Source organism: candidate division WOR-3 bacterium (assembly GCA_039803545.1).
GTDB lineage: Bacteria > Hydrothermota > Hydrothermia > UBA1063 > UBA1063 > UBA1063.
In genome coordinates, this window is the sequence record JBDRYS010000003.1 from 113,818 (window position 1) to 139,174 (window position 25,357).

A 25,357-nucleotide genomic window follows, 5' to 3' on the forward strand; every position below is an offset into this window, starting at 1 on the left:
ACCGAGCACTACAAATTTACCAAAATTAATCAGTTCCGTTTGTTTAAACACCTGAATTGGCTTTAAATTAAGCAATGTCGTAAGGAGGAGGTATGTCTGAAGAATTCGAAGTCAGAAAGGAGAAGGTAGAGCAACTTAGAAATTCTGGAATTGAACCTTATCAGTATAAATTTTTGAAAACCCACGAATCAAAGTTCATCAAAGAAAACTTTGAAGAATTTGAAAACAAAGAGGTTCTCATTGCGGGCCGATTGATGACCAAGCGGGTTTTTGGGAAGCTTTCCTTTGCGCACATAAGAGACGAAAGCGGTGACATTCAGATTGCAGTCCAGCAAGGTATCACGAAGGTGCCAGGGACCGATGAGGATGGCTCCAATTTCTTCAAAAAATTCATCGATGTCGGCGACATCATCGGAATCAAGGGAAAGGTATTTAAGACAAAGACAGGTGAAGTTACCGTTCTTGCTGAAGAACTTACACTCCTTTCCAAATGCTTAAAGCCCCTTCCTGAAAAGTGGCACGGGCTAAAGGACAAAGAGATCATCTATCGGGAGAGGTACCTCGACCTCATAATGAACCTCGAGTCCCGGGAGGTTTTTAAGAAGAGGACAAAAATTATCAAATTTATCAGAAACTTTTTCGACGAAAAGGGCTTCTTAGAGGTGGAAACCCCCGTTCTTCAACCGGTTTACGGGGGTGCCTTTGCCAAACCCTTTGAAACCTATTCAAACGCCCTTGACACCAAGCTTTATCTCCGCATAGCCGACGAATTATACCTCAAAAGGCTCCTTGTGGGTGGGTTTGAGAAGGTTTATGAAATTTCAAAGGACTTTAGAAACGAAGGAATCGACAGGCTCCACTATCCCGAGTTCACCATGCTGGAAGCCTACGCCTCTTACTGGGATTACAACGACATGATGGAATTGACCGAGGAACTCTTTGAGAAACTGGCTATCGAAATAAACGGAAAGGAAGAACTGCAATATTTTGATGAAACAATAAGTTTCAAAAGACCCTTTAAGCGAATAAGTTACCTCGATGAACTTGCTTCTAAGCTGGGAAAGGACCCCCTTTCTATGAGTGAAAAGGAACTCAAAGAGGTGGGTATCGAGATCGGACTTAAGAACGCAAGCAAATTGCCAGCCACAAGGCTCATTGACAAAATCTTTGATGCCCTTGTCGCCGATCACATAAAGGAACCCACCTTCGTAATTGACCATCCTGCCTTAATTTCACCCCTTGCCAAGAAACACAGGAAATTTAACGGAAGGGTTGAAAGGTTTGAGCTTTTCATCCTCGGCGTGGAGTTTGCCAATGCCTTTTCAGAGCTTAATGATCCTATAGACCAGAGGAAGCGCTTTGAAGACCAGATTAAATATAGAGAAGCAGGGGATGAAGAGATACCGAGGGAACTGGATGAGGACTTTCTCAACGCAATGGAATACGGCATGCCACCTGCTGGAGGAATTGGATTGGGAATCGACCGGATTGTAATGCTCTTCACCGGTCAATATTCCATTAGAGACGTCATCCTTTTCCCTCAGCTTAAGCCAAAGTCTGAGCAATGAAACTTCATGTTTTTTTCGTATTAAAAAACTACCTGAAGGCATCGCGAAAGGGCCTTTTATCTTTCTTATCCATCTTCTCCATTGCCGGTGTCTTCATCGGCGTAGCCGCCCTCATACTCGTAATCGGCATAATGACGGGATTTCAACAGGAATTAAGGAACCGGATCATCGGCATGACACCACACATTATGGTCCACAAATTTTTCTTTACACCTTTCCCTGAAGATTCAAATCACATAGCGAAAATTGAAGAAATTAAGGGAGTTAAAGCCTGCGAACCATTCCTTGTAACAAAGACCGTTTTAGTTCGGGGTGAAAATTCGGAAGGTGTGGTTTTAAAGGGTGTAAAGAGGCTTCCCGAGGGTGTAAAAATTGTAAGTGGTGATAGTGTTTTCTTACCGGGGAGAATCTACCTTGGGCTTAACATTGCCGCATCTCTCGCAGCCAACCCAGAAGATACGGTAAAAATCTATTCACCTACCAAAATTAAAAGGACCCCCTTTGGTATGATTATGAGCTCCTATGATTCCCCGGTGGGGGGTGTTTTTGACGCCGGACTTTACGATTACAATACCTCCTTCGCCTTCATCCACTTAAGGACCCTTCAAGAATTGCTGGGTATGGGCGATAGCATTGCAGGTTATGAAGTCTATCTAAGGGATCCCTTTAACGCGCCATCAGTTCAGAAGGAAATTGAGAAGGAATTTGGGTATCCTTTCACCTCGACAAACTGGATGGAACTCAATAGAACGGTTTTTCAGGCGTTAAAACTGGAAAAATTAGGGATGTTCCTTGTCCTCGCCCTCACGGTAATAGTTGCATCCTTTGGCATCATTTCTGTGTTGATGCTTCTAATTACCCAGAAGACGAGGGAGATCGGCGTCCTTCGAGCTATGGGATTCACTAAGAGGGATGTTAGAAACACCTTTGTCGCACTGGGAATGACCTTTTCCCTTATCGGTATCATCGGAGGACTCATAACGGGGGTAGGACTTTCTTACCTTTCCAATAAATTTGGCATCTTCCGATTGCCACCAGACGTATACTTCATCGACAGAGTGCCCATCGTGGTAAGACCTATGGATGTTGTCTATATTGTGGGATTAACCCTTGTGATTTCCTTCATCGCCTCTTTGATCCCATCTTTGAGGGCGAGCAAAATGGAACCCGTTGAGGCGATTCGATATGAGTGAATTTACCCTCGTTTTAGAGAACATCCACAAATCCTACAAGACCCCTGTCGAAACCATCCACGTGTTAAAGGGAACAAATTTAAAAGTTCCAAAGGGGGAAAGATTCATCATTACCGGACCTTCAGGATCGGGTAAGAGCACACTACTTCACATCGCAGGCCTTCTGGATATGCCCGACGAAGGTTTTATCTACCTCAATGGCGAGAAGATTAATAGAAAAAGCGATTCAGAACTTTCGAAACTTCGTGCAAAACACATAGGCTTCGTCTTTCAGTTCCACCATCTATTACCTGACTTTTCCATTCTCGACAACGTTGCCCTTCCCTTGATAATAAACGGGGAAAAACCTAAAGAGGCACGGAAGAGGGCTCTACAGGTTCTTGAAAGATTGAATATTTCAAATATCCACTATAAGAGGCCGTCGGAGGTTTCTGGAGGGGAGCAGCAGAGGGCAGCCATAGCAAGGGCCATTGTGGGGAATCCTGACCTCCTGCTCCTTGACGAACCCACGGGAAATCTCGACAAACAAAACACCTTAGAGCTTATGGAAATCCTGAAGGAACTAAACGAGGAATTGGGCATTACCATAATCATGGTTACCCACAATCTGAATCTTATCTCCTATTTTACAAGGCATTACGCCTTATCCGACGGCCTTTTGATCGAAGAATGAAGTTAGAAGCCATAAAAGACCAAGATAACTGGAACCGTTCAATACAACAGATTGCAAACTCCCTTTTCTTTAAGTATGAATGGTATAAGGCCTTTAAGACCCCCTGGAAATCAAACCTCCTTGTGAGGCTCGAAAACTGTTACCTTCCCCTTCAAATAAACCTACTTACAAGAGTTGCCTATAGCGGGCCATGGGGAAGCTATGGCGGACCCATCGGGAATAAAAACCTCACGGAGGAAATTTTAAATTGCGCAAAGAAGAAGCTTTTTTTAAGAAAAATCGTACTGTACTGCGAAGAAGAACTACCTTTAAAGATAAGAGATTATTCACTTGAAAGGAGCAGTGTGGTGATATTAACCCTTGACAATGAAGAAAACATACTTAAAAGACTCCACGAGAATAGAAAGAGAAACCTCAAAAAGGCATTGCGAGGAGGCTTTTATTTTGAAATTCTTAAAGGAAAAGAAGGTGCGATAAGGTACACCAAATTGCTCAAAAGGGTTTTAAAAGGGGTAAAAAGGTACAAATTTCACAACATCGGTATTTTCAAAAACCTAAGCGAACTCGAAGAAGTCCACTTCTGCTTTTCGGGTAAGGAAAGGGACGAATCGGGAGCCATGATCCTTGAACTCAATAAGGACACCATTTTTTACTGGCTTGGGGTAAATTCTGCTGAGGCCCTAAGCCAACATACAGGAGATTTCTTGCACTGGTCTATCCTCCAATTTGCCCTTAAAAAAGGATTTAAATTTTACAACCTTGGCACTTCGCCTTACCCGGAACTACGGAATTATAAATTATCCTGGGGTGGTGAAGAGAAACCTGTTTACACCTACGTGATATGAGGATATTAATCTTATCGCCCTGGTGCGACGACATAGATTTGGAAACCTGTAGAGGCACACCCGAAAACGCCTATCTTTTTAGGGAACTTCTGAACAGGGGACACGAAATAATTTTTATGTGTCAGGGAAAAGAGGAGGAAGTTCCAGCCAACCTTAAAGAGAAGATAAAATACTTTGTCTTAAAACCTTTTCCATACCTGCGCCCCTCAAAATTGAATTACCTCACCTTTCCCGTATTCCACTTTTTTTATGAAAGATACCTCGCGAAGAGAGTAAAAACACTCCTTGAAGATTCAAAAATCGACATTATATACAACATCGCCGGTTACGGGCATCCGGCCATTCTAAAATTGTGTAGAAAGTACCAAATCCCTTATGCAGTGAAAACCATGGGGACCATCCACTTTGAAAAATATGTAAAGACCTTATTGGGAAAATTTATTTATTTTAAGGATCACCTTGTTTTCAAACACCTTGCGGGTCACTATTTCCTTGTGGATGACGGCACCAGAAGTTTTGAAGTAGCAAAAAAATATAAAATCCCAGAGAACAAAATAACGATCCTTCCGAATGCCAGGCCCACAACTACTCCTACCGATGGCAGCGCGCCGAAATTTGTAATAGGATATTTCACAAGACTGGACAAGCTTAAAGGTACAGATCTCTTCGTTAAAGTTGCTAAAAAGGTTATAAAATCGAACCCGAAAATGAAATTTCTTGTCGCCGGTGACGGACCGATGAAAACAAAAATCCTTGAGTTAATGCAAAAATATCCCAAAAATTTCAAATACTTAGGTTTTCTAACTCACCTTGAAACCCTAAAACTCTATTCGCAAATCGACCTGTTAATTTCTACCAATCGCTACTCCAATATGACCCTTAATGTTATTGAAGCATTATCCTACGGAATCCCTGTGGTTGCCTTTGACACCCAGGATACCTCGAAATTGATCAAGGATGGAGTCAACGGATTTCTTATTAAGCCTTTTGACACTGTGAGATTTGCAGAAAAAGTTTTATCAATCTTTGAAAATCCCGCGCTTTTTTCAAAACTCAAGGAGAAAGCATTGGAAACGGCAAAAAATATCCCCACCTGGGAGGAAAGGATGAAACTGGAGGTAAACAAATTAGAGGAGTTGACCCATGAAATACATTAAGAATCTTGTCATGTTTTACCTTGCCTTTGCCCTTAACTTTTTAATGGGCTTTGTACTTCTTAAAATTTTAGCCATCTATGTTCCACAGGAAATTCTCGGAAAGTATTTCTTCCTTAGTAATTCGGGCTTATTCGTGGGCGGCCTTCTCCTCCTTGGCTTTCCCCTCACCTTTCAAAGATTCATCCCCCTCTATTTCAGAGATGGCAAGGAAGAAAAGGCCCATGCCCTCATCCACCTCCCATCCATTTTTCACTTCATACTCGGCCTCTTAATTTCTGTTCCCATCCTTATATTCAAAGGCCTTGATGCTTTTATCCTTTTCCTCGCCTTCTACATCGTAAATACCCTAACCCTCTATCAAACCGCCCTCATATCCCGCGTAAAAATTCTTGAATACTCCATAACATCCTTTGCGAGACTCCTCACCATCGTCTGTCTTCTCCTTATCTCCGCTCCCCTCCTTACCTTGAGAACTATTGGAATAATAAACTTAGCTGTAAACTTCGCCTTTTTACTCATACTTTTCTCGATGTTCCCCATCGCACTAAAACCGTGGAAGGAAGTATTCACAGAGATAAGGGAATACTGGATTTATTCCCTCTTCACGCAGATCCTTTCTCCCTTCTTCCACTTCATCGATTCCCTCCTCATCCCCCTTTACCTTCCTTACTCAGAACTTTCCCTCTTTCAAATTGCAAGGAAACTGGATATGGGAGCACGGCAGACCCTTGAAGTACCTCTTCAATTAACAGCTCCAATCATAAGTTTCAAGAAAACAGATGAACTTTTATCAAAGGAATTTGCGGAAAAATACCGCGCCTTCAGGTTGTTTTATTTTTATCTCGCCCTCTTCTGGTTTTTAATATTTGAGTTTTTTGGTAAAAATATCGTTCTTCTAGTTTCAACAAGCCAGTATTTAAAGGTTTATCCTCACCTCGTATTACTATCCTTTACCCTTCTCATCTCCACCCTCTACGCCACTGACACTACCCTTGCTCGCTCAACGGGAAATATAAAATTGTTCTTTTACAAAGACCTTGTCTGGGTAGCCAGCTTCATTTTAACCTTCTTAGTATTAACCCCAAAACTGGGGCTCTTAGGCGTAACCCTTTCCTTCGGTGCAGCCACAATAGTAACTGCCACTTTCCATCTTTACAACTTTCCCGTGCTCCATCCCTTTGAGTATCTCCTTGAGGTTTTAAAAATATTGGTAATTGGTATCCAGGCAATGACCTTTTTGACTACTGGCAGATTCTTCTTATCAATTTTACTCATCGCATCCATAATTGCCATTGATTTTAAGCAGATAAAAATGACCTTAAGAGTTTTGAAAAATTATATCGCTGCTTCTCAAAACCCTTAATTTAAACGAAAAAGAATATAAACTATTTGACAGCACAAAGGCAACTATCTATAATTTTAACACTTACAAACAAAAAGGAGGATGTTTAAAATGAAGAAGCTCGCACTCGCACTCATGCTTGTAGCAATGCTGACAGTTGCATGCAAGAAGGCTCAGCAGCCGCAGCAGACTACACAGCCTGCTGACACAACACAGGTGCAGCCTGCAGAATCCACACAGACACAGCCTGCAGAGTCCACACAGGTGCAGGACACAACAGCAACAAAGTAACACGAAAAAGCACACCTGGGGCCGTAGCTCAGCTGGGAGAGCATCAGGCTGGCAGTCTGAAGGTCGTGGGTTCAAATCCCACCGGCTCCAGGTTTCAAACCGTCCTATTATATTCTCTATAAAACCCACCACGCGGGGGTGGCGGAACGGCAGACGCGCCAGATTTAGGATCTGGTGGGTTTAGCCCGTGCGGGTTCAAGTCCCGCCTCCCGCAGGAAAAAGATGAGTTCAATTACATTTTTAACTTTCCTTCTGAATTTCAAGTTTGTTTCCCTGGTCCCAAGTGTAACGGAGATGTTTTATCTTCTCTCAGCCGAGGATAAACTCCTTGCAGTTTCCTACTATTGCAATTATCCGGAGGCAACAAAAGATAAAGAGAAAGTGGGGGACCTTTTAAACCCTGATTATGAAAGAATAATCAGCTTGAAGCCCGATTTTGTAATCCTTTCCCTTCCCATGCAAAAACAAGTGGAACAGAATTTAAAGAAGCTCAAGATCAAATACATTGCCTTCAATCCAGAGTCCGTTAACGAAATCCTGATGGTTATTGACTCCCTTGGCAAACTTACAGGCAAGGAGGAACGTGCGAAATTTGTTATTGATTCCCTAAAGAGTGTTTTGAAAGATTTAAAACCCTTACATAGTAAGCCCAAAGTTTATGTGGAACTCTCAGAGAACCCCATATACACTGTGGGGAAAAATAGTTTTATCAACGAAGTTGTAGAACTTGCCGGCGGTCAAAACATCTTTTCCGACAGGGAAACACCCTATTTTGTACCATCCCAAGAAGAAATTGTTAAGAAAAATCCAGATGTGATTCTATTACTCTATCCTCAGGCAAACCCAAAGAAGGTAGCAAAACGTTATGGTTGGACGACCATAAGGGCCGTAAAATATCATAAAATTTACACGCTCAATCAGGATTTGTTCACGAGGCCAGGCCCTCGGGTCTTCGGTGCAATTGTTAAACTAAACCGACTACTTCAATCTTGCTTTTAGAACGCCGATACCCGTTTTAAACTGCAATTCCAAAGGTTTCCTATCTCCATCGGCTCCAAAAAGGTAGACCAGTTCTCCCGGAGTTTTGGACAATTTGGGGTCCCGTAAGTCTAAATAAATCTTAATAAGCTCCTTCCCTTTAATATTAATCCTCTGTGGATGGATGGCAATCTTAAAACTCCTCTTATCCACATGGTAATCTAAGAGTAAGGTTGAGTCGATATTGCCCTTTTCTCTCAGGTAAAAGATCAACGAAAGGGGGTCAAAGGTTTTGCCTGAGGTTACAAATTTAGAACCATCGTCATAGTAAACGGTATCTCCTGAATAGACTGCCTTTGATTTATCTTTATACCTTCCTTCCCTTATGCTCCTTTCATAGGAGTAGGTAAAAAAACTATCGGAGTAAAAAATTGAAACAATGGAATCATAGACCGGGAAAAAGGAATTGACAACCCCTTCACTTTTCACCACAAGGGTAGCGCGAGACAGATACCTTCCGCCTATTTTCTCAAAATTTCTCTCGTATTTTAGAGAACCGCTTCCTACCCGAAAATTCCCTAAATAGATGTTGTAATTTAGTAACTCACAAAAAATTAGAAGTGGAAAAAGACTCAACCCTTTTTCCTTTTCTCCAGTTCCTTTCTATACTGCTCCTCTCTGAACTCATTTACATAATCAGGGGACTCAAAGGAGTACTTAAATTTCTCCGGAACATCGTACCTACCCTCAAGGATGGCCACCGCATCTTCCACAAGAACCAATTCTTCATCAGTAGGGATTACAAAGACCTTCACCGGTGAGTCATCGGTTGAAATAATAAATTCATGGTTTCTTGACATTGCTTCTCTATTACGCTCTTTATCCAGTATTATGCCGAGTTTTTCAAGCCCCTCTAAGGATTTTTCCCTGATAATCCATCCCTTTTCTCCAACACCGGCGGTAAAGACGATGGCATCAACATGGCCAAGAGCCGCCATATAGGCGCCGATATAGAATCTAACCCTGTATGCCTCCATCTCTATTGCAAGAATCGCCCTCTCGTCTCCCTGAGCAGCGGCAATTTCCACATCCCTTCTGTCCGTGTACTTTCCTGTAATACCGAGAATTCCACTCTTCTTGTTGAGGATGTCCATGACTTCCTTTAGGCTCATACCAGTTTTTTCGATTATGTAAGGTATAATTGCGGGATCGATGTCGCCTGACCTTGTTCCCATTATCAAACCCTGTAATGGGGTAAAGCCCATCGAATGATCATAGGCCTTACCGTTCTTAATGGCAGTCGCCGATGCACCATTTCCTATATGCAAAGTGATCAGATTTACCTCATGTGGGTCTTTCTTAAGGAGGGCAGCTGCCCTTCTGGAAACGTAAAGATGGGAAGTACCGTGAAAACCGTACTTCCTCACGCCGTACTTCTCATACCACTCATAAGGTACCGCATAGAGGTAGGTATGCTTTGGCATGGTCTGAAGGAAAGCGGTGTCCATCACAGCAATATGAGGAATATCTGGCATCAACTTCATCGCCGCTTCTATACCCATTACATTGGCAGGATTATGCAAAGGAGCAAGGGGATAAAGTTCCTTAAAGGTTTGAATAACTTCTTCGTTAATTATTACCGACTTTGTAAACTTTTCTCCACCGTGCACCACCCTATGGGAAACCGCGTTAATTTCCTTCACACTGCTTATAACACCATATTCGGGGTCGGTAATAGTATTGATAACAAGTTCAATGGCCACCTTGTGATCAGGGCATTCATGGTCTATTTTTACAGGGTCCCTTCCAGGGACCTCGTGCAAAATAAAGGAATTACCTATGGTAACTCTCTCAACAATGCCCTTACACAAGGGCCTCTTTTTATCCCAATCGTAAACTTGATACTTTACCGAAGAACTACCACAATTTAAGGTTAAAATCTTCATTGCTTAGCTCCCTTTTTACCCGCAAGGAGCGCAGCTAAAGCAATGGACATAAACTTAGAGTCTTCACTGTCTGCTCTTGATGTCAAAACGCAAGGAGCGGTTGCACCTGCAACTACAGCCGCAATTCTACCATTAGCAAGCTGGGTGCAGGTCTTGAAGAAAACATTTCCCGTTTCAATATTGGGGAAAATCAATATATCGGCCTCGCCAGCCCCCTCACCCTTAAATCCTTTGATCTCTGCACATTCCTTTGACACAGCGATATCTAAAGCTACCGGCCCTTCAACCTTTGCTCCCTTAATCTGCCCCCTTTCCGCCATCACTTTAATAATGGCTGCGTCTACCGTTGAAGGCATCTTAGGATTTACTGTTTCCACCGCACTTATAAGAAAGGCATAAGGATTCTCAATTCCAAGGGCGTGTGCAACTTCAATGGTGTATTGCAAAATCTTCACCTTTTGCTCAAGATCTGGAAGGATAATAACCGCGACATCGGCCACTATTAGTAATTTAGGATAAGTTGGAATTTCGACAACGGTTACATGAGAAAGCACCCCACCGGGTGGAACAAGTCCATTTTCCTTATCGAGGATTGCTCTCATATAATCTGCAGTGTTCACAAGTCCTTTCATCAATATGTCGCCCTCACCATCCTTCACCATCTTAACCGCCATCTTCAGGGCCTTCTTCTGATCCTTCTCATCAATGATCTTGAAAATCGCAGGGTCGACTCCATGCTCCTTCGCCACACTCTTTATTTTATCTTCATTTCCAACCATTATTACGTCAACCAGTCCTTCGTTCTTTGCCTTCGAAACTGCCTCTATGGTGTGAGGATCTTCACCACAGGCCACAACAAGCCTCATCGAAGGCATTCCCTTAACTGCCGCAACAATTTGATCAAGTCTTGTTATCATTTCTTACCTCCTTAAAATAGTTCCTTATCCTCTATAATTTCATTTTCGTAAATTTTTGCCGCTTCTTCCCCCCTTAAAACCCTTAAAGCACCCTCAGCAAGGGCTCTCATCTCATCGCCGCCGGGGTACACCATAATGGGGGCAATGAATTTCACCCTTTTCTCAACCCAGGATACGAAATCTTTGTAATAGGCGAGGCCGCCCGTCAATACGATGGCATCCACTTCTCCTTCTAACGCTGCCGCCATCATACCTATCCATTTTGCTACAGTATAGGCCATAGCTTCCATTATAAACCGAGCCTTCTTATCACCCTTATTTACCATTTCCTCAGCAACCCGCATATCGTTAGTTCCAAGATAGGCAATGACCCCACCCTTCCCCGCGAGTAACTTCTTTATTTCATCCTTTGTGTACTGTCCAGAAAAGCAAAGCTCCACCAACTGCCATGCAGGGAGGCTACCAGCCCTTTCCGGTGCAATGGGACCGTCTCCATTCAAAGCGTTATTCACATCGACAATTCTTCCCTTTCTATGGGCCCCGACACTGATTCCACCTCCGAGGTGAACGACAATGAGGTTTGCCTCTTCGTACTTCTTACCTAAGTCCCTGGCAGCTATCCTCGCGATCCTTTTCTGATTTAAAGCATGTAAAATGCTCTTCCTTTTAATGAAAGGTAATCCCGTTACCTTTGCAATAGGGTCCATTTCATCAACAACCACAGGGTCAACGATAAAAGCGGGAATGTTCAGTGGCCGTGCAATGGCATCGGCAATAAGGGCACCAAGGTTGGATGCATGTTCTCCATTTACACCAGCCCTTAAATCTTCCAGCATTTTTTCTGTAACTTTGTATGTACCACTCGGAATCGGCCTCAGAAGACCCCCGCGGCCCACCACCGCCGATAATGTCTCCACCTTTTCACCACGACTTTCAAGTTCCTTCAATATAATTTCCTTTCGAAATTCATACTGGTCTATAATTTTAGGAAACTTTGCGAGCTCTTCAGCTGGATGGGCAATATTTACAGAAAATATCGGCTCTTCATTGTTAAACAAAGCAATCTTTGTTGAAGTTGAACCTGGATTAATTACAAGAATCCTATAGTTCATAAATACCCCCTATTTTTCAAGCCTCTTTTCAAAGTAATCTTTCCAGTAATTTTCAAGGTAATGCAAAATTTTATCCCTTACAAACCGATAGGTGCTGACCGGAGCCCCGATCGGATCCTCCAAATCCCCACCCTCCGGGTCTATCAGCTTAGCCTTAAATCTATATTTTTCCGGAAGCCAATCAATATGCTCCCTCGCCATTGCAATAATGAGATCCGCCAACTCCATTTCAAACTCAGTAATCGCCTTAGGAACGTGGGAATAGTTTTCAATTCCTATCTCTTTTAGGACCAGTTGCGCCTTTGGATTTATTTGCCTTTCGTTAACCTGTATCGTCCCCCTTGATAGTATTTGTAGATTTTCATAATCTTTCATCATTCGAGAAAATATGGCTTCAGCCATCGGGCTTCTGCAGGTATTGCCCGTGCATAAAAAAATGAGGGTAAATTTCTGCCCTTTGCTAAACTTGGCTATCCTACCCGCCGTTTCTTCAATATCTAAATAATTTATCAAGCCCTTCCTTAGAATGTATGGATTCTCTGAAGAAACATCGATAACCGTTGAAGGGATATTGCCTGATTCCCCATCTACAATAAAATCAACTTCACTACCAAGGGTTTCAGAAACGTCCCTCCCTGTTTTTAAAGGAGGTTCCCCTGAAATATTGGCACTGGTTGATGCTAAGGGTTCATTTACAATTTTTAGGAGTTCAAGCAAAAATTCCGTTTTGGGAATCCTTATTCCAATTTTGCCTTCTTCGGAAACACAAGTCTTAGGAGCAACATCCGATGCAAAGGCGACTAGGGTTAATGGGCCTGGCCAGTATTTGCTCATCAGTTTTTCTGCATATGAGGGTAAGTCTCTGAACAACTTTTTTGCAGTCTCAATATCTTTAACAAAACAGGGCAAAACCTTAATCCTTTCTCTTCTCTTAATTGTAAAAATCTTTTCGACGGCCCTTTCTGAGGATGCTCTTGCCACAAGCCCATAAACTGTCTCTGTAGGAACGGCTACAACTCCATCCTTTTTGAGTATATCGACTACCTTTTTTAAAAGGTCTTCCATATCGTCAAAAGGCGAAGTTAAACCCCCAAATAATAGGCGGGTATTTGTCGAAGGGAACAACCACTTCCATGTTCATGCCTGACGGAAATCTTATTGTCTCAAAATTACGGAAGGAAATTCCTAAGGCAACGGCGAAGAAGTTGTTAAAACGTTTTACATCGAAGTAATCAGATATCTTGCTCAAATTTCTGTAATCGGGGGCATGATGTGCCAAAAGGGCTAAATACAAGGAACTATATTGGGAAATTTTTGAGGAGGTCAAAAGTTCCGCATCCCAAGAAAAACCCTGGGCAAAGAAGTTGTAGCCAAAACCACCCGCTGCTGCTACACTTATTGGTGAAACGTGTAAAAATCTCAATTTTAGTTGGGGGCCGAGTCCCTCTGCGAGATCATATCTTAACCCAAAATCCATGTTATCCGAAGCCCCAAATACAACCATGCCACCGAGATTGGCTCTCGAGTAAAAGGTCCCTGAGGCCTTAGCTTCGTTTCTGTAATCGGAAGAATAATAAAGGGGTAAATTGAAATACAAACTTTTTTCAACATTGCCCGCTCCAATGGGCTCGGCACTTTTAAAAGTACCAAGAAAACAGCCATTAAAAATTAAAAAGGGCAGAAGGAAAAGTAGCTTTTTCATCTAAACCTCCCGCAGGTTTTGAAAGATTATTTCTTTGCCTAACAAATCAAAAACCTTTTTGGCCAGATCCCTGAAGACCTTTATCACAAACTTTGAAATAATGATATTGTTTCTATCATCAAGCTCCAAAAATCCCTTATCGTTGTGAAAGCGCAGCACAATGTAATACTTTTGATTCAAAAAGGGCTCAGCGTGAATCACCCTGAAGAGGAATTCCTGCCTTTTATACTCATAAACTTTGTCGATTTTGTAGAAAAACTCTCCCTCTTTAAACTCCATAGGGAGAAGTCCTTCGACCTTTTCCAAGAAATCAATGGAATTGTCCCTAACCTTGAAAATTAAATTAGGCATTCCCTCAACACCCTCATAGGGTATTAAAACTCTCTCGTCCTGCTTTTCAATTATAAAGTAACTTATTGGTTTATTTAAACTTATCCACTTTCTTGCATATTTTGTTAAAAAGTCCTCGTAAGGGGAATCTTGAGTCTCAATGTAAGATACGCCAATATCCGCAAGAGATTCCCTGAGGTAATTTTTTAGAATGTCCGAATCCGTCGCAATAAAAAGTTTTCCCCCCTTCGTTAACCTCGAATAGTAGACCATCAAGGACCTTTTTGAAGTAAGCCTTTTATTCTCCTTTGACGGCTTTTCCCAGGGATCGGGGAAGTTTATATAGATTGCATTAACCCGGTTATCCGGTACAAAAAAGTACAAAAGGGACCTTCCATCCCCCCTGTAAAGAAGAACCTTTTGAACATTCTCCCGTTTAAGTTTCCTATGGGCAAGCAAAACAAATTGATTGGCAACTTCTGCACCTACAATCAAGGCGTCAGGATACTTATTTCTCAAGTACTTTAGAAAATCGCCATTTCCAAATCCAAGCTCGAAAACGAGTACTTCCTTACTGATAAGCTGTGATAAGGAAGAAGGCTCAGTTAAAAAATTCATAAAAGGGGAATGATCTTAAAAAACCTGTTGAACCTTATCTTTTTCCAGAGAGGTGCCTGAAGGTCTATGGAAAAATAAATAATGAGGGGGGTTCCTTTAAGGTACTTTAAAGGTACAGGGCCAAAAAACCGCGAGTCAAAAGAGTAATCCCTGTTATCACCCATGGCGAAGAAATAACCCTCAGGTACTACAACCGGGCCAAAATTGTCCCTTACCCTCGGCTCCTGCATGAATTTGCCTGATTCCCAGGCTCTCTGATAATCCCGCCTTAAAATCTCGTTAGTTAACTCCACAAGAGGCGGTATGACTGTCGGGTCTTTATGGACAACGTACTTTTCCTCCTGCCTGACCCCATTAATGTAAAGCACCTTATTGATTATTTGAATGGTATCACCGGGTAGTCCGATGCACCTTTTCACATAATCCTGTTTCTTTGTAACAGGATAAAGGAAAATTACAATTTCTCTATGGCGGGGCTTTTTAAACTGAAAAAATTTTATACCTGTATAGGGAATCTCAAGACCGTAAGTGAATTTCAAGGCAAGCAAAAAATCTCCGGGAAGTAAAGTATTTTCCATCGAGCCGGAAGGCACCACATAGCCCTGAATTACAAAGGCTCTCAGCAAAAATACAATAAAAATAGTCCAAATTATTGACTCTACAGTTTTCCGAAATTTTTGATCTTTCACATTTCAATTATAAATCAAGGAATATGGCCTTACAAAGCAGCTTTTAAAATCCAACTTTTTGCCATTAAAATAACACTATGAACAGGTTCAGACTTCTAATTTTGTGCTACTCCGGGGCTGGAAATTCCCTTCTGGTTGCCTCCACCATAAAGGATAGGCTTTTAAAAGATGGCTACGAGGCACAATTAAAAATGATAAATAAGAAAATTGGTGAAGTAGATCTAACCCCCTATGATCTTATTATCCTTGTTTCACCCGTTTATGCCTACCACGCACCGGAAACAGTCTTAGAGTTTGTAAAATCTTTAAAAAATGGAAACAGCCCCTTCTATCTCATTTTTACGAAGGGACTAATCCTTGGAAATTCAGGTTACGAATTACATAAAATTTTAAAAGGAAAAGGCTACAAAGTAAGGGGATTTTCCGATATCATCCTAACTGATACCCTTTTCCTTTTAACTGCTAAGAAAAACACCCCTCTTGAAAAATTTTACCTTTTACCGAACAAAATTTTCCCCTACAAGCTTAAAATTATTTACCGCTCCATCATCAAGGCCGTTCACTCTCCAAAGGAAATAAGGTTGCACAAAAAACTCTACGGTTTAATGACGGAATTCATTGCAAAAAAATTCTGGGAAAAAGTAAACACCTGGAAAAGGCTTTTTTATGCCGATGGAAAGTGTAATCTGTGTGGAGTTTGCGTACGAGTTTGTCCCCGGAGCAACATAAAAATCGAAGAGGGAAAAGTTCTATTTGGAGACGACTGTGAATTCTGCACCGCCTGTATCCACAGGTGTCCTCAAGAGGCGATTCAGGTGGGAAAAAGGACCATTGGAAAAGCCAGATACAAGATAGGAAAAGAAGCTAACTATTTTAGGAAAGTTTTGAATTAAACTTTTATGTGTAAAAAAATTAAGGGGCCCCTTGCGGGGCCCCTCTTTGTTTTAAGCCTTCCTATTAGTTTACCTTCCTATCACTTTAAGGCCAGGAATTTTCTGAATCTTCGCCTCAACGATGGTTGTCTGTGCGCTGGCAACACCGCCGAGCTTTAGCGTTCCATAGTGCCAACCATCAATCCTCGTTACCTTGAAGCAATAAACCGCATTGTCAACGGCGAAATCCTTTTCAAGGGTTGGTTCTTGAACGACCCCACTGGATGGAGAAGCTTTTAATATCTTATTTGACCTCCAACCAGTGGTTGGAGCGTTTACTCTTCCAGGGTCATTGGCAATCTGATCTGCCGAAGCTAAATATAAATCACTACCAACATAACCTGGCTGCCAGTCCGTATAATAGAAGTCGATATTTTGCTGTGCATTCGTACCACTAACTGGGTAGGCTACGCACTGGAACTGGTCATTAAATCCAAATCCTGATGGTCCTGCGGAATTGTTGAATTCATAAACTGTTATATTGGTTGAGGTAACAGGTACTATGGAAGCTGTCACAGGTTCGGAAAGGGAATCCCCCTTGTATCCATAAAGTTTGTAAACATCTACATATCCGTTAGGGTTATGAATGTAGCTTGTTATTGTGGGGGCGATGGTATCAACAAGCGTGTTGCCAAAGTAAAGAATATAACCATCGATTTCGTCCACTGGAGCTTCCCAGGTTAACTTTACCTGTGTCCCGTCTCCATAGGCTGCTACTTCAATGCCACTCGGCGTAATATCACCGACAGGCTGAGCACAGGAAGCCAGTATCAACATCACTGCTACAGGGAGAAGATATAATACTTTTTTCATTGTACCCCTCCTTTACTTTCTCTTTAAGACATCAACTGCAGTTCTAAGTTCCTGATATTTCTTCTCAAGGTCTGCAATTTTGCCTTTCAAAGCCTGTACATCAGCGGAGACCTTTGCAAAATTGGCAGCAGAAACACCCTGAGCCGTTGCCTGTGTAAGTTGTTCAATAGTGGCATTTAGAGAATCGATCTTTGCCTGAAGTGCGGTAATCTGTGCATCCATCTCGCCCACCTTCTTCTGGAGCTCATTAACCTGAGATGGGCTGGCACAGCTCATCAGCAGCACTATCCCACTGACTACTGCGATGCTTAAAAACTTCTTCATATGTAACCTCCTTTTTTAGTATGTAAATAATAGATGATCTACTTCGAAATGTCAATATTTCGGCGTTCCTCAAAATTAATCTATTCGAAATGGTATTGTTTCATCAAAAATATCAAAACAATAAAACGGCGACCGTATTGCATTTTCTATTCTGTAAGCGAGAAGCAATACAGCGTGGTCTTAACAAAGGAAAATGGTTGTCGAAAACAGAAAAAAGGTAGAAGAGCAAAGAGATATTAGATAGACACGCCTCTAAACAGCGCTTTATGATAAGAGCAGAAGGTGTAAGTGAAGAAGTAAAAAGGAGGTTTGTGAGTTAGAGGAATGACATAGAGATAGTAAAATTAACGCAAGTGATAAACAAATTACTAATGGAGCTTGACTAGGCTTTCAACAAGAAAAAGGGGCTCGAATGGGCATCAAAACTACAATAGGTAATAGTTCAAATAGGCTAATTTTGAGGAAGCACGTATTTGAGTAAGGGTTAGAGTCGACAAAGTGTGAAAGTATAAAGAAAGATCTTTAAAGTAAAGAGCTTTCTAACTTCTATAAGTTTTCCGCAAAATATACGATTTTAATGCCTTATTCAGGAGCAAGTGCAAAATTCGCTCCTTTTTATCCACTTCTCACCCTTCCCCTTTTCAACAACAAATCCTGCAACTCCCTTTCAAAATCCTCCAGTATTTTCTCCCTCACCCTTTCTTTCTCTACAAACTCTCTGGCTCTCCTTGCCATTTCTTTCGCCTGTTCAGGCGAATCAACAACCTTTTTAATAGCGGATGCAAGGGCCTCGGGGTCACCCGGTGGGCAGACAACAGCAAGACCTTTCTCCTCCAGATATTTTGCCAATGGTCCCTCTCCGCAGTATACCACAGGCCTACCTACCGCCATGTATTCCCAAACCTTAGAAGGCTCAGCAATTTTGCTAATTTCTCCTGCTCTTAAAAGAGCAACACATACCCTTGCCTTTTCGTAAAATTCCCACAATTCCCGTGGCTTTATGTAAGGTATGAATTTTACATTAATTAGACCTTTTGACCTTTTCTCAAGAAGGGTCTTCTCTGGACCATCGCCAATCAACAAAAATTCATATTCAGGTAATTTCCTTGCTGCTTCAATAAAAACCGAAAGATCCTGCATATATCCCAAAATACCAGCATACAATATCACAGGTTTACTTTCTTTAGCATAGAAGGCAGATATACGCTGAGTCGCCTCTAAAAAGTTTTTGGTAATTCCATTGGGTACTACCTTGAGTTTTGAGCGTGTATCTTTAAAATACATCTTTATTCCATTCGCAGGTGTGATAACAAGATCTGCCTTTGAAGCAATCTTTCTCATTGCCCAATCAAAAATACCCGAAAATCCGAAAGTTTTTTTGCCAGCAAACTTTGGATAGAGCCATGTCAAGTCCCTTATGTCCCAGATGAAAATTGACCTCTTTAATCGTGACAATAAGTAGGCAGATGGTGCAGATAGCATGTAAGGAGTGGTTACAAATACTATTCCGGTCCTATATTTTAGACCCTCAATAAAGCCCTTAACAGCAAAGGAGAATTCAGCTATCATTCTTAAAAAGAGGTTCTCTCTCGGTACCATTAAAGGTTTTAAACGGATTACCCTTACACCATTTTCGCATTTATCGAGGAATTCATTCTTTTCATATCCCTCATAAATTTTATTGTAAGGATAATTAGGCAATAAGGTAATTACTGTCACCTTCCAGCCTTTGCTGGCAAGAAATTCTGCAAAGGAGGTGGCCCTTTTAGCACCAGCACCTGTTTCGGGATGATAATGACTACTGATAATCAAAATGGACTTTTCCATAGTTCCATCCTAAAAGCTAACTTAAAAATCATTTACTATCTTTCTAACTTCGTTAACAAAATTAACTTCTGAGAAAGTTTCTGCCCTTTGCGACACACTAACCCTCAAATCCTTCTCCAACTCTGGATTTTTCAAAACGTGAATAATTTTTTTAACAGCATCATCTACATCATTATAGCGAAGTTCTTCAATATCCACAATTTCAACCTGCCCGCCACTATTATGAACAAAAGGCAAGACTCCGAGTTTAATCATTTCCGCTATTGCGATACCAAAGTGTTCATTAACTTTGCCATGGATCCCATACCTATGGGAACCAAGTAACTGGGTTAGCTGCTCCCTGTTCAGATCTGTTTCAACAAATAACCAGTCGGTGTTTACCTCGGAAAGGGCAACCACCTCTTTGAAATACCTTTCATTCCCCGGTTTCCCTACGATGTGAAGGTGTACATTAATCCCACTCTCCCTCACCTTCTTTATAATTTCAATGACCTCTAAATACCTTTTGGTCGGTTCAATCCTACCAACAGCAACAAACCCCATTTCGCGATCTTCAACGGGCAAGGAATACTTCTTAACCTCGGAAGCAGGGACAAAAACGGGTGGGCAAAGAACCCTCGGTTTGACCTTATAGGCCGATTCAAAAATCTGTGCTGTCCACATAGAATTGACGAGAGACAAATTCTTCAAAACCTTATTTATATCAAAATCGCTTATTTTATGACCAATAATTTCATAAATTTTTCTCACAGGATTGGGCCTATGATACCAGATTTTTGAGTAAGTTTCCTCTTTCAATCTGGAATAATCGTAGCCAACGAAAAAAGGAAAATGAACATACTGAATACCGCGCTTCCCAAAATCCATTTCATTATAGGTGCTGAAGAAGATGTCAAAATTGTCCTTTAAATTTTTGCAAACCCTCATCATATAGTGCTGTCTGAGCAAGGCTAAATGGGACATATTCGTACCCAAGGTCTTAGGTACTTTAAGGCGCATAATTTCAACCTTTTCGGGATCTATCGAAGTACCATAAAATTTATTCAAACGCTCTAAGGTTACTTCTTTGTCAAAAGTCAAAAGAGTTACATTGTAATCATCCTGTAAGGCCTGCAAAACCCAGGAACATACAGATTCTGTTCCACCCCAGCCAAAAAGAGGATGAACAACTGCGATCCTAAGAAGCGATTTCCTCACCTTTCTCTCCATAGCTTTGATATCGAAAAGGAAAGGAAAACCAGCATAAACCTCCATAAACTTCCATCATATAAGAATTGATCAACTGAAAATAACAGCATCATATACAAAATAAAAGCCACCGCAACAAGCTCTTCTTTTCTAACCTCGGAAAGCTTAAAAAACTCTACGATTTTTCCAACTATTTTTTTAATCCCAAGAAAATAAGCCCATAAAGCCATTAGAAAGGGAACAAGTCCCGACTCGATCAATAGGTTTATAAGAAAATTGTGGGCGAAAGGCAGGCCGAGAGAACCATAAAAATAAAAGAAGTTCCCTGTACCCACGGGAGAAAAAGGATGAGCAATAAAGTAGCGGAGAGAGTTTTTCCAAAGCAAAAACCTTGATAGTATAGAGGTATCATATAAAAGTAACTTAGGGTTCAACCTGAGTTGAAACACCAAGCGTCCGAGTTTGTAAAAAACTACCAAAAAAACAAATCCTGTAATCGTTACCAAAATCCAATTGTAATTCTCTCTGCTTTTCGTTGCAAAGAAAAGAAATAGAAAAGAAGCTATCATTGTGGAAATCAGGCCATTCCTTGAACCGGTGCATAAAATCACAACGAGGAGAATACCCGCAAACCCAAAATACAGAATATTTGAAGGAAATCGCCTTTTAAAGGCTAAGTAGAGAGAAAAAATTACCCCCATTCCAGCAAGATGGGCAGGTGGATTGGGAGTATTAAACCTTCCAACCTCTCTAATAATCCATTTACCTGCTAATAGCATCTTTATTGCTTTTAAACTGATGACATCAACCACTGTTAGAAGGATTAGAATAATGAGGACAAAAATCACCCAATCTTCGTATTTTTGATCATTCCAGAGTTGAAGGGAGAAGTAAAACATCACTAAAGAGAAAAGAAGGTGAATATTCTGAAAGAACGTCCTTGTCACATTTAGCGCACTGAAGATACTAAAGAAGCTCGAAGTGACAAAAAAGAGTATGAAAAGGAGGGCGCTTTTATATCTTAAGGACTGTTTCATTGCAATTTGATAGGTAAGGATAAAGAGCAATATGGCCTCCAAAATCGTATAGATATATATACCGTCGGGTCTGGCTAAAGAGTTGTAGAGGGCATAAACATTGGGCACTTCAACAAAAAACCCTGAAAACCTTTTAAAGAAAGGAGTAAACAGAATTACTGCCGAACTCAGCGGGATGGATGGAAGATACAATAAAAATACCCATTTCGGCCTGTCTGCAGCAGTTAGGGCAGCAATGATGAAAAAGGCTAACAAGGCCAACTTAAGGCCAAACTTCAAATCACCAATCCATGCGGCAACAAGTGATAAAACAAAGAAAGTAACAAAAACAATCAGTAACTTCTTGAACTCATCTAAATCAAAGTATTTACTGGTTAAGCTTTTCATAGAGCCTTGAGAATTTATAGTGTTTGATTAAATTCCAATTGTTTATAACATTAACCACAGCGTTAAAAGTTTCTATGAAAATTGTGACATTTCTCTTTTTAATTGCCTGGTGCAAACTTTGTAATATCAATCCTAAAAGAGACCACTCAAAGATTATTTTGGCCCCTTTTTTGTTGAAAAAGTGCTTTCTGAAGTTCAGCATAAGATTATAAACAATGATATGGGACATTCTTCCCTGTCCTAATCTCCCTCCCGGTGCATGCAAATGTTTGAACTTTAAATCTGGGGAAAGAATGAGCTTTGGACCGAACTTCTTATAGACTGAATAAGAAAAGTCTTGATCTTCGCGATGAGAATAGGTAACCATAGTCTCATCAAATCTAATGTGGTTTATAACCTCTCTTTTCATAAGCCAAACGTGAGAGCCCAGGTATTCAGCTTTTATATCAGAAGAAGGGCAATAAGCCATTACCTTCGCACCAGAAGGCAATAAAATCTGCTTATTTTTATCATAGTAGTCGAAAAAGAATAACTTCCTGATAAAATTCTGCATCTTAGGAGGTTTCTTTAAACCTTCTTCCAACCCTGTAACTATTAAAGCACCGTAATGTGATAACTTATCAAATCCCTTTTCCGCAAAATTGGGGGGTAATTCAACGTCATCATCAACCATAAGAACCAAATCTTCCTTTGCGTTTAAAAGGCCGTTATTTCTCCCAGCAGAAATACCTCGGACACTCGTCACTACAAGCCTTATATTCTCATCAGGGTACATTTCCTTAAGACTTTTAAATGCTTCGTATGTTTCAGCGTCTCCTTCAACACCGGAAATTATTATCTCGGATGGCTTCAAGGTCTGACTGAGGAGATTTACCACACAGCGTTTTAGATCCTTTCCCCTCTTAAAGGTTGGAATAACTGCTGAATAGTTCATAAATAGGCTGATTCAAATTTACAAAATCTTGCCAAGAAGACCGTCTTCTTTCAATTCACCAAACATGAAAAGGAGGATATTGATCAGTGTGCTTATGAAAAAGAAGAACATTACAAGAATCGTACCTCTTGGAAAACTTTTATAGTCAGGGACTTCTGCCCAGTGCATAACAGTAAATGTGGGGGTATCCTTCTTCTCCAAAATCTTAGCCTCCTCGTACTTCGTAAACAAGAAGGTGTAAACCTCTTCATGCGCTTTTATCTTTACAAACAAATCCCAGTAGGTCTTAGCCAGCTCCGGTACAGTCCTTAAAGGGAAATTTAGAATTCTGGGTGCTTTCGCCTGCGAAGAATCAGATCTTGTTTCATTAGCAAAATCCCTGAGTTGCTTCTCATAGACCTGAAGTTCGTTCAATTTCATATTCAAAATAGGATTTTCAGGAGAATAAATCTCTTTCAAATAGTCATATTCTGCCTTACTCAGTAAGTAGCCCTTGTAAATATCGAAATAAGAGGAAACCCACTCTTTGTATTCATCCTCAGGGGAAACGGTTCCATACTTTTTCTGAAATCTCTCCAAAGAATCACGGAGGGTACCGATTAGCTGATCCTCCTCCTTCAGTCTTTGCTCGAGAAAAGCCCTTAAAGCCTTCCCCTTCGTCATCACTGTTTGCTTATTAAAGCGGTCCAGTTCTCTTACAACAAGGTTTACTAAGTCAGCAGCAAATTGCCGATCTTTGTCTTCATAAGAAATCTCGATTATACCTTCTGTGTATGACTTAATTTCAATTCCTTTGAGTAACTTTCTGTAAGCCCTTATATAGCTTTTAGTTTTAAATCTCTGCTTAAGATTAAGGGAATCTATGACTGGATATAACACGGCTCTTGACTGAGTTATTCTGGCGTAAATATCTGCCGGCGAAACCATTAGCCCAAGGAGTGGGTTTATATTTGCAAGGGAAGAACCTATAGTCATCATCAATTCAGGTTCTAAAGTCGGCATTATCTCTGCAGTCGCCTTATACTTTCTAGGTAAGGTAAAAAAAAGTACAAGGGCTAAAAGAAAACCCACAAGGTAAACAATAAAAAAAATCTTAAAATATCGCGAAATTGCAGGATAAAATTTTTTCATAGGTTAATTATAAACTACCTTAAAAACTCATTCAAAAACAAAAGATAGGGTGGTTTTTAAAGTTTAATAAGCGCCCTTTCCACTCAAAACAACTTTGATTGTCTTCACAAATATCACAAAGTCGAGCCACAAGGACCAGTTTAGGACATACCAGACATCCAGCCTAACCCGTTGCTCGTAATCCAATTCATTTCTCCCGGATATCTGCCAGAGTCCCGTTATACCTGGGCGAACTTCATAGTAGTAACGCGAGAACTCCTTATAATATTCCTCTAATTCTCTGCGGAGCACGGGACGTGGGCCCACAAAACTCATTTCCCCTTTTAGAACATTAAAAATTTGGGGTAATTCATCAAGGGAGGTTTTTCTTAAAAACTTTCCTACTTTTGTAACCCTGGGATCGTTTTTTAATTTGAAATATTTTTGCCACTCTTCCCTCGCCTTTTCATCCTTATCCAAAATTTCCTTCAGTCTTGAATCAGCATCTCTGTACATTGTTCTGAATTTTAGACACTTGAAAGGCTTTCCACCTTTACCAATTCTTTCCTGCGAATAGAAGATTGGCCCCTTCGAATCGAGAATTATTGCAACACCAATAAAAAATATAAGAGGAAGTAACAGGGGTAGAAGCACAATCGCAAGCATAAGCTCAATAGCTCTTTTTAAGGCCATTCTTTTAGGATCAAGCAACTTGTTTTGCAATTCGAACATTGTAATGCCCTTCCCAATGGGAAACACTGGCTGGAACTCCGAAACTAAGTATCGCCCAGCATCATCGAAAATATATACGTATCGGTAGATCTGCTGCAATTCCCTTAATTTTTGCTCAAAATCGTTTATGGAGGTTGCAACGAATACGTATATTGCCGGCTCTCCTAATTCAAACCCTGCATACCTATCTGAAAGTACAGCCTTTTTAAATTTCTCGAAGCTCTTTTCATCCCCAACAAACTGACATTTTTCCCTGATTTTTAAGTGGTAGAGCATTAAATTCACCAAGTATCTGAATAAAGGGAAAAAGAAAATAAGGAACAGGGGGACAAAAGCAAGGACTCCTCTTGAAAATCTTGTAATACCATGAGTAAGGCTAAGGATGGTAAAAAGCAAAAAGAAGTATATCACTAAGGATTTTAGAAAAGCCTTATATTCGTCCCAGAAATATCTACGCTCGGTATAAAGCCCGTCAAAGGCCAATACAAGGATGAACAGGAACGGCAAACCCCAGAAAAAGGTATAAAGTTTAAGATTCTGTCTGAAAGTAGTTAGAAAATTTTCAAGAACCATCCCCAGAAAGGCACGGGTAAGAAAAGAAAGATAAACAGATAGGTAAAAGCTTAAGAGATCCGCTGAAATAAGGGCTAAAAACCTTATCGCGTCTTTTAAAACCCTTTTACCGAGCATATTCACACTGGTATGCCCCGAG

General features: G+C 40.9%; 25 protein-coding genes and 2 tRNA genes. 11 read left to right on the forward strand and 16 right to left on the reverse strand.

Annotated features, from left to right (window positions below; all coding sequences use genetic code 11):
• Positions 1-92 precede the first annotated feature (92 nt).
• From lysS to ABIM45_07360, 10 genes are all read left to right on the forward strand, one after another.
• Positions 93-1,568 carry a lysine--tRNA ligase gene (gene lysS / locus ABIM45_07315; protein ID MEO0239709.1) on the forward strand — a complete coding sequence of 492 codons (1,476 nt, stop codon included), beginning with the start codon at positions 93-95 and terminating at the stop codon, positions 1,566-1,568.
• On the forward strand, positions 1,565-2,761 hold the full coding sequence (locus ABIM45_07320; GenBank protein ID MEO0239710.1) for an ABC transporter permease: 1,197 nt from the start codon (positions 1,565-1,567) through the stop codon (positions 2,759-2,761). Before lysS ends, ABIM45_07320 begins: the two co-directional genes overlap by 4 nt.
• A complete protein-coding gene (locus ABIM45_07325; protein MEO0239711.1) occupies positions 2,754-3,434 on the forward strand; it encodes an ABC transporter ATP-binding protein in 681 nt (226 codons plus the stop codon). Before ABIM45_07320 ends, ABIM45_07325 begins: the two co-directional genes overlap by 8 nt.
• A complete protein-coding gene (locus tag ABIM45_07330; GenBank protein MEO0239712.1) occupies positions 3,431-4,279 on the forward strand; it encodes a GNAT family N-acetyltransferase in 849 nt (282 codons plus the stop codon). Before ABIM45_07325 ends, ABIM45_07330 begins: the two co-directional genes overlap by 4 nt.
• Positions 4,276-5,436: a glycosyltransferase family 4 protein gene (locus tag ABIM45_07335; GenBank protein ID MEO0239713.1), complete on the forward strand. Its 1,161-nt coding sequence runs from the start codon at positions 4,276-4,278 to the stop codon at positions 5,434-5,436. Before ABIM45_07330 ends, ABIM45_07335 begins: the two co-directional genes overlap by 4 nt.
• Positions 5,423-6,799, forward strand: coding sequence for a hypothetical protein (locus tag ABIM45_07340; protein MEO0239714.1), 1,377 nt, complete (start codon positions 5,423-5,425; stop codon positions 6,797-6,799). Before ABIM45_07335 ends, ABIM45_07340 begins: the two co-directional genes overlap by 14 nt.
• Before the next feature lie 90 nt (positions 6,800-6,889).
• Positions 6,890-7,069 (forward strand): hypothetical protein, encoded by a 180-nt coding sequence (locus tag ABIM45_07345; protein ID MEO0239715.1) that lies wholly within the window; start codon positions 6,890-6,892, stop codon positions 7,067-7,069.
• Positions 7,070-7,086: 17 nt separating this feature from the next.
• Positions 7,087-7,159: transfer RNA gene (locus ABIM45_07350), tRNA-Ala, on the forward strand.
• 42 nt (positions 7,160-7,201) lie between these two features.
• Positions 7,202-7,283 (forward strand) — tRNA-Leu (locus ABIM45_07355).
• An 8-nt stretch (positions 7,284-7,291) separates the two neighbouring features.
• On the forward strand, positions 7,292-8,068 hold the full coding sequence (locus tag ABIM45_07360) for an ABC transporter substrate-binding protein (protein MEO0239716.1): 777 nt from the start codon (positions 7,292-7,294) through the stop codon (positions 8,066-8,068).
• Here ABIM45_07360 and ABIM45_07365 read toward each other — a convergent pair.
• From ABIM45_07365 to lepB, 8 genes are read right to left on the reverse strand one after another with little or no spacing between them, the layout of a single operon-like run.
• On the reverse strand, positions 8,048-8,683 hold the full coding sequence (locus ABIM45_07365) for a DUF3108 domain-containing protein (GenBank protein MEO0239717.1): 636 nt from the start codon (positions 8,681-8,683) through the stop codon (positions 8,048-8,050). The genes ABIM45_07360 and ABIM45_07365 overlap by 21 nt on opposite strands.
• A complete protein-coding gene (locus ABIM45_07370; GenBank protein MEO0239718.1) occupies positions 8,680-9,993 on the reverse strand; it encodes an acetate kinase in 1,314 nt (437 codons plus the stop codon). Before ABIM45_07370 ends, ABIM45_07365 begins: the two co-directional genes overlap by 4 nt.
• On the reverse strand, positions 9,990-10,910 hold the full coding sequence (locus tag ABIM45_07375) for a bifunctional enoyl-CoA hydratase/phosphate acetyltransferase (protein MEO0239719.1): 921 nt from the start codon (positions 10,908-10,910) through the stop codon (positions 9,990-9,992). The genes ABIM45_07370 and ABIM45_07375 overlap by 4 nt, the downstream gene beginning before the upstream one ends.
• 11 nt (positions 10,911-10,921) lie before the next feature.
• Positions 10,922-12,022, reverse strand: coding sequence for a butyrate kinase (gene buk, locus ABIM45_07380; GenBank protein MEO0239720.1), 1,101 nt, complete (start codon positions 12,020-12,022; stop codon positions 10,922-10,924).
• Between the two features lie 9 nt (positions 12,023-12,031).
• Positions 12,032-13,087 carry an L-threonylcarbamoyladenylate synthase gene (locus ABIM45_07385; protein MEO0239721.1) on the reverse strand — a complete coding sequence of 352 codons (1,056 nt, stop codon included), beginning with the start codon at positions 13,085-13,087 and terminating at the stop codon, positions 12,032-12,034.
• A 4-nt stretch (positions 13,088-13,091) separates the two neighbouring features.
• Complete coding sequence (locus tag ABIM45_07390; GenBank protein ID MEO0239722.1) at positions 13,092-13,724, reverse strand: hypothetical protein; 633 nt, start codon at positions 13,722-13,724, stop codon at positions 13,092-13,094.
• Entirely contained in the window at positions 13,725-14,672 is a 948-nt protein-coding gene (locus ABIM45_07395) for a hypothetical protein (GenBank protein MEO0239723.1), read from the reverse strand. It abuts the gene before it with no gap.
• Complete coding sequence (gene lepB, locus ABIM45_07400; GenBank protein ID MEO0239724.1) at positions 14,669-15,361, reverse strand: signal peptidase I; 693 nt, start codon at positions 15,359-15,361, stop codon at positions 14,669-14,671. The genes ABIM45_07395 and lepB overlap by 4 nt, the downstream gene beginning before the upstream one ends.
• Positions 15,362-15,438: 77 nt before the next feature.
• Here lepB and ABIM45_07405 point away from each other — a divergent pair, with 77 nt between their 5' ends.
• Positions 15,439-16,254, forward strand: coding sequence for an EFR1 family ferrodoxin (locus ABIM45_07405; GenBank protein MEO0239725.1), 816 nt, complete (start codon positions 15,439-15,441; stop codon positions 16,252-16,254).
• Positions 16,255-16,323: 69 nt separating this feature from the next.
• Here the strand turns inward: ABIM45_07405 and ABIM45_07410 are convergent, their stop codons facing one another.
• The 8 genes from ABIM45_07410 to ABIM45_07445 form a co-directional block, all read right to left on the reverse strand.
• A complete protein-coding gene (locus ABIM45_07410) occupies positions 16,324-17,106 on the reverse strand; it encodes a hypothetical protein (GenBank protein MEO0239726.1) in 783 nt (260 codons plus the stop codon).
• Between the two features lie 12 nt (positions 17,107-17,118).
• Entirely contained in the window at positions 17,119-17,430 is a 312-nt protein-coding gene (locus ABIM45_07415; GenBank protein ID MEO0239727.1) for a hypothetical protein, read from the reverse strand.
• Between the two features lie 615 nt (positions 17,431-18,045).
• Positions 18,046-19,257, reverse strand: coding sequence for a glycosyltransferase family 4 protein (locus tag ABIM45_07420; protein MEO0239728.1), 1,212 nt, complete (start codon positions 19,255-19,257; stop codon positions 18,046-18,048).
• A gap of 21 nt (positions 19,258-19,278) precedes the next feature.
• Complete coding sequence (locus ABIM45_07425) at positions 19,279-20,454, reverse strand: glycosyltransferase (GenBank protein ID MEO0239729.1); 1,176 nt, start codon at positions 20,452-20,454, stop codon at positions 19,279-19,281.
• Positions 20,451-21,869 (reverse strand): O-antigen ligase family protein, encoded by a 1,419-nt coding sequence (locus ABIM45_07430; GenBank protein MEO0239730.1) that lies wholly within the window; start codon positions 21,867-21,869, stop codon positions 20,451-20,453. The genes ABIM45_07425 and ABIM45_07430 overlap by 4 nt, the downstream gene beginning before the upstream one ends.
• Positions 21,850-22,803 carry a glycosyltransferase family 2 protein gene (locus ABIM45_07435; protein MEO0239731.1) on the reverse strand — a complete coding sequence of 318 codons (954 nt, stop codon included), beginning with the start codon at positions 22,801-22,803 and terminating at the stop codon, positions 21,850-21,852. Before ABIM45_07435 ends, ABIM45_07430 begins: the two co-directional genes overlap by 20 nt.
• An 18-nt stretch (positions 22,804-22,821) precedes the next feature.
• Positions 22,822-23,934, reverse strand: coding sequence for a hypothetical protein (locus tag ABIM45_07440; GenBank protein MEO0239732.1), 1,113 nt, complete (start codon positions 23,932-23,934; stop codon positions 22,822-22,824).
• A gap of 63 nt (positions 23,935-23,997) precedes the next feature.
• Complete coding sequence (locus tag ABIM45_07445; protein ID MEO0239733.1) at positions 23,998-25,335, reverse strand: exopolysaccharide biosynthesis polyprenyl glycosylphosphotransferase; 1,338 nt, start codon at positions 25,333-25,335, stop codon at positions 23,998-24,000.
• Positions 25,336-25,357: the final 22 nt, after the last annotated feature.

Coding starts and splice junctions, on each gene's coding strand:
- lysS (MEO0239709.1), top strand. CDS start 93: ATGTCTGAAGAATTCGAAGTCAGAAAGGAGAAGGTAGAGCAACTTAGA.
- ABIM45_07320 (MEO0239710.1), top strand. CDS start 1,565: ATGAAACTTCATGTTTTTTTCGTATTAAAAAACTACCTGAAGGCATCG.
- ABIM45_07325 (MEO0239711.1), top strand. CDS start 2,754: ATGAGTGAATTTACCCTCGTTTTAGAGAACATCCACAAATCCTACAAG.
- ABIM45_07330 (MEO0239712.1), top strand. CDS start 3,431: ATGAAGTTAGAAGCCATAAAAGACCAAGATAACTGGAACCGTTCAATA.
- ABIM45_07335 (MEO0239713.1), top strand. CDS start 4,276: ATGAGGATATTAATCTTATCGCCCTGGTGCGACGACATAGATTTGGAA.
- ABIM45_07340 (MEO0239714.1), top strand. CDS start 5,423: ATGAAATACATTAAGAATCTTGTCATGTTTTACCTTGCCTTTGCCCTT.
- ABIM45_07345 (MEO0239715.1), top strand. CDS start 6,890: ATGAAGAAGCTCGCACTCGCACTCATGCTTGTAGCAATGCTGACAGTT.
- ABIM45_07360 (MEO0239716.1), top strand. CDS start 7,292: ATGAGTTCAATTACATTTTTAACTTTCCTTCTGAATTTCAAGTTTGTT.
- ABIM45_07370 (MEO0239718.1), bottom strand. CDS start 9,993: ATGAAGATTTTAACCTTAAATTGTGGTAGTTCTTCGGTAAAGTATCAA.
- ABIM45_07375 (MEO0239719.1), bottom strand. CDS start 10,910: ATGATAACAAGACTTGATCAAATTGTTGCGGCAGTTAAGGGAATGCCT.
- buk (MEO0239720.1), bottom strand. CDS start 12,022: ATGAACTATAGGATTCTTGTAATTAATCCAGGTTCAACTTCAACAAAG.
- ABIM45_07385 (MEO0239721.1), bottom strand. CDS start 13,087: ATGGAAGACCTTTTAAAAAAGGTAGTCGATATACTCAAAAAGGATGGA.
- ABIM45_07390 (MEO0239722.1), bottom strand. CDS start 13,724: ATGAAAAAGCTACTTTTCCTTCTGCCCTTTTTAATTTTTAATGGCTGT.
- ABIM45_07395 (MEO0239723.1), bottom strand. CDS start 14,672: ATGAATTTTTTAACTGAGCCTTCTTCCTTATCACAGCTTATCAGTAAG.
- ABIM45_07405 (MEO0239725.1), top strand. CDS start 15,439: ATGAACAGGTTCAGACTTCTAATTTTGTGCTACTCCGGGGCTGGAAAT.
- ABIM45_07410 (MEO0239726.1), bottom strand. CDS start 17,106: ATGAAAAAAGTATTATATCTTCTCCCTGTAGCAGTGATGTTGATACTG.
- ABIM45_07415 (MEO0239727.1), bottom strand. CDS start 17,430: ATGAAGAAGTTTTTAAGCATCGCAGTAGTCAGTGGGATAGTGCTGCTG.
- ABIM45_07420 (MEO0239728.1), bottom strand. CDS start 19,257: ATGGAAAAGTCCATTTTGATTATCAGTAGTCATTATCATCCCGAAACA.
- ABIM45_07430 (MEO0239730.1), bottom strand. CDS start 21,869: ATGAAAAGCTTAACCAGTAAATACTTTGATTTAGATGAGTTCAAGAAG.
- ABIM45_07435 (MEO0239731.1), bottom strand. CDS start 22,803: ATGAACTATTCAGCAGTTATTCCAACCTTTAAGAGGGGAAAGGATCTA.
- ABIM45_07440 (MEO0239732.1), bottom strand. CDS start 23,934: ATGAAAAAATTTTATCCTGCAATTTCGCGATATTTTAAGATTTTTTTT.
- ABIM45_07445 (MEO0239733.1), bottom strand. CDS start 25,335: ATGCTCGGTAAAAGGGTTTTAAAAGACGCGATAAGGTTTTTAGCCCTT.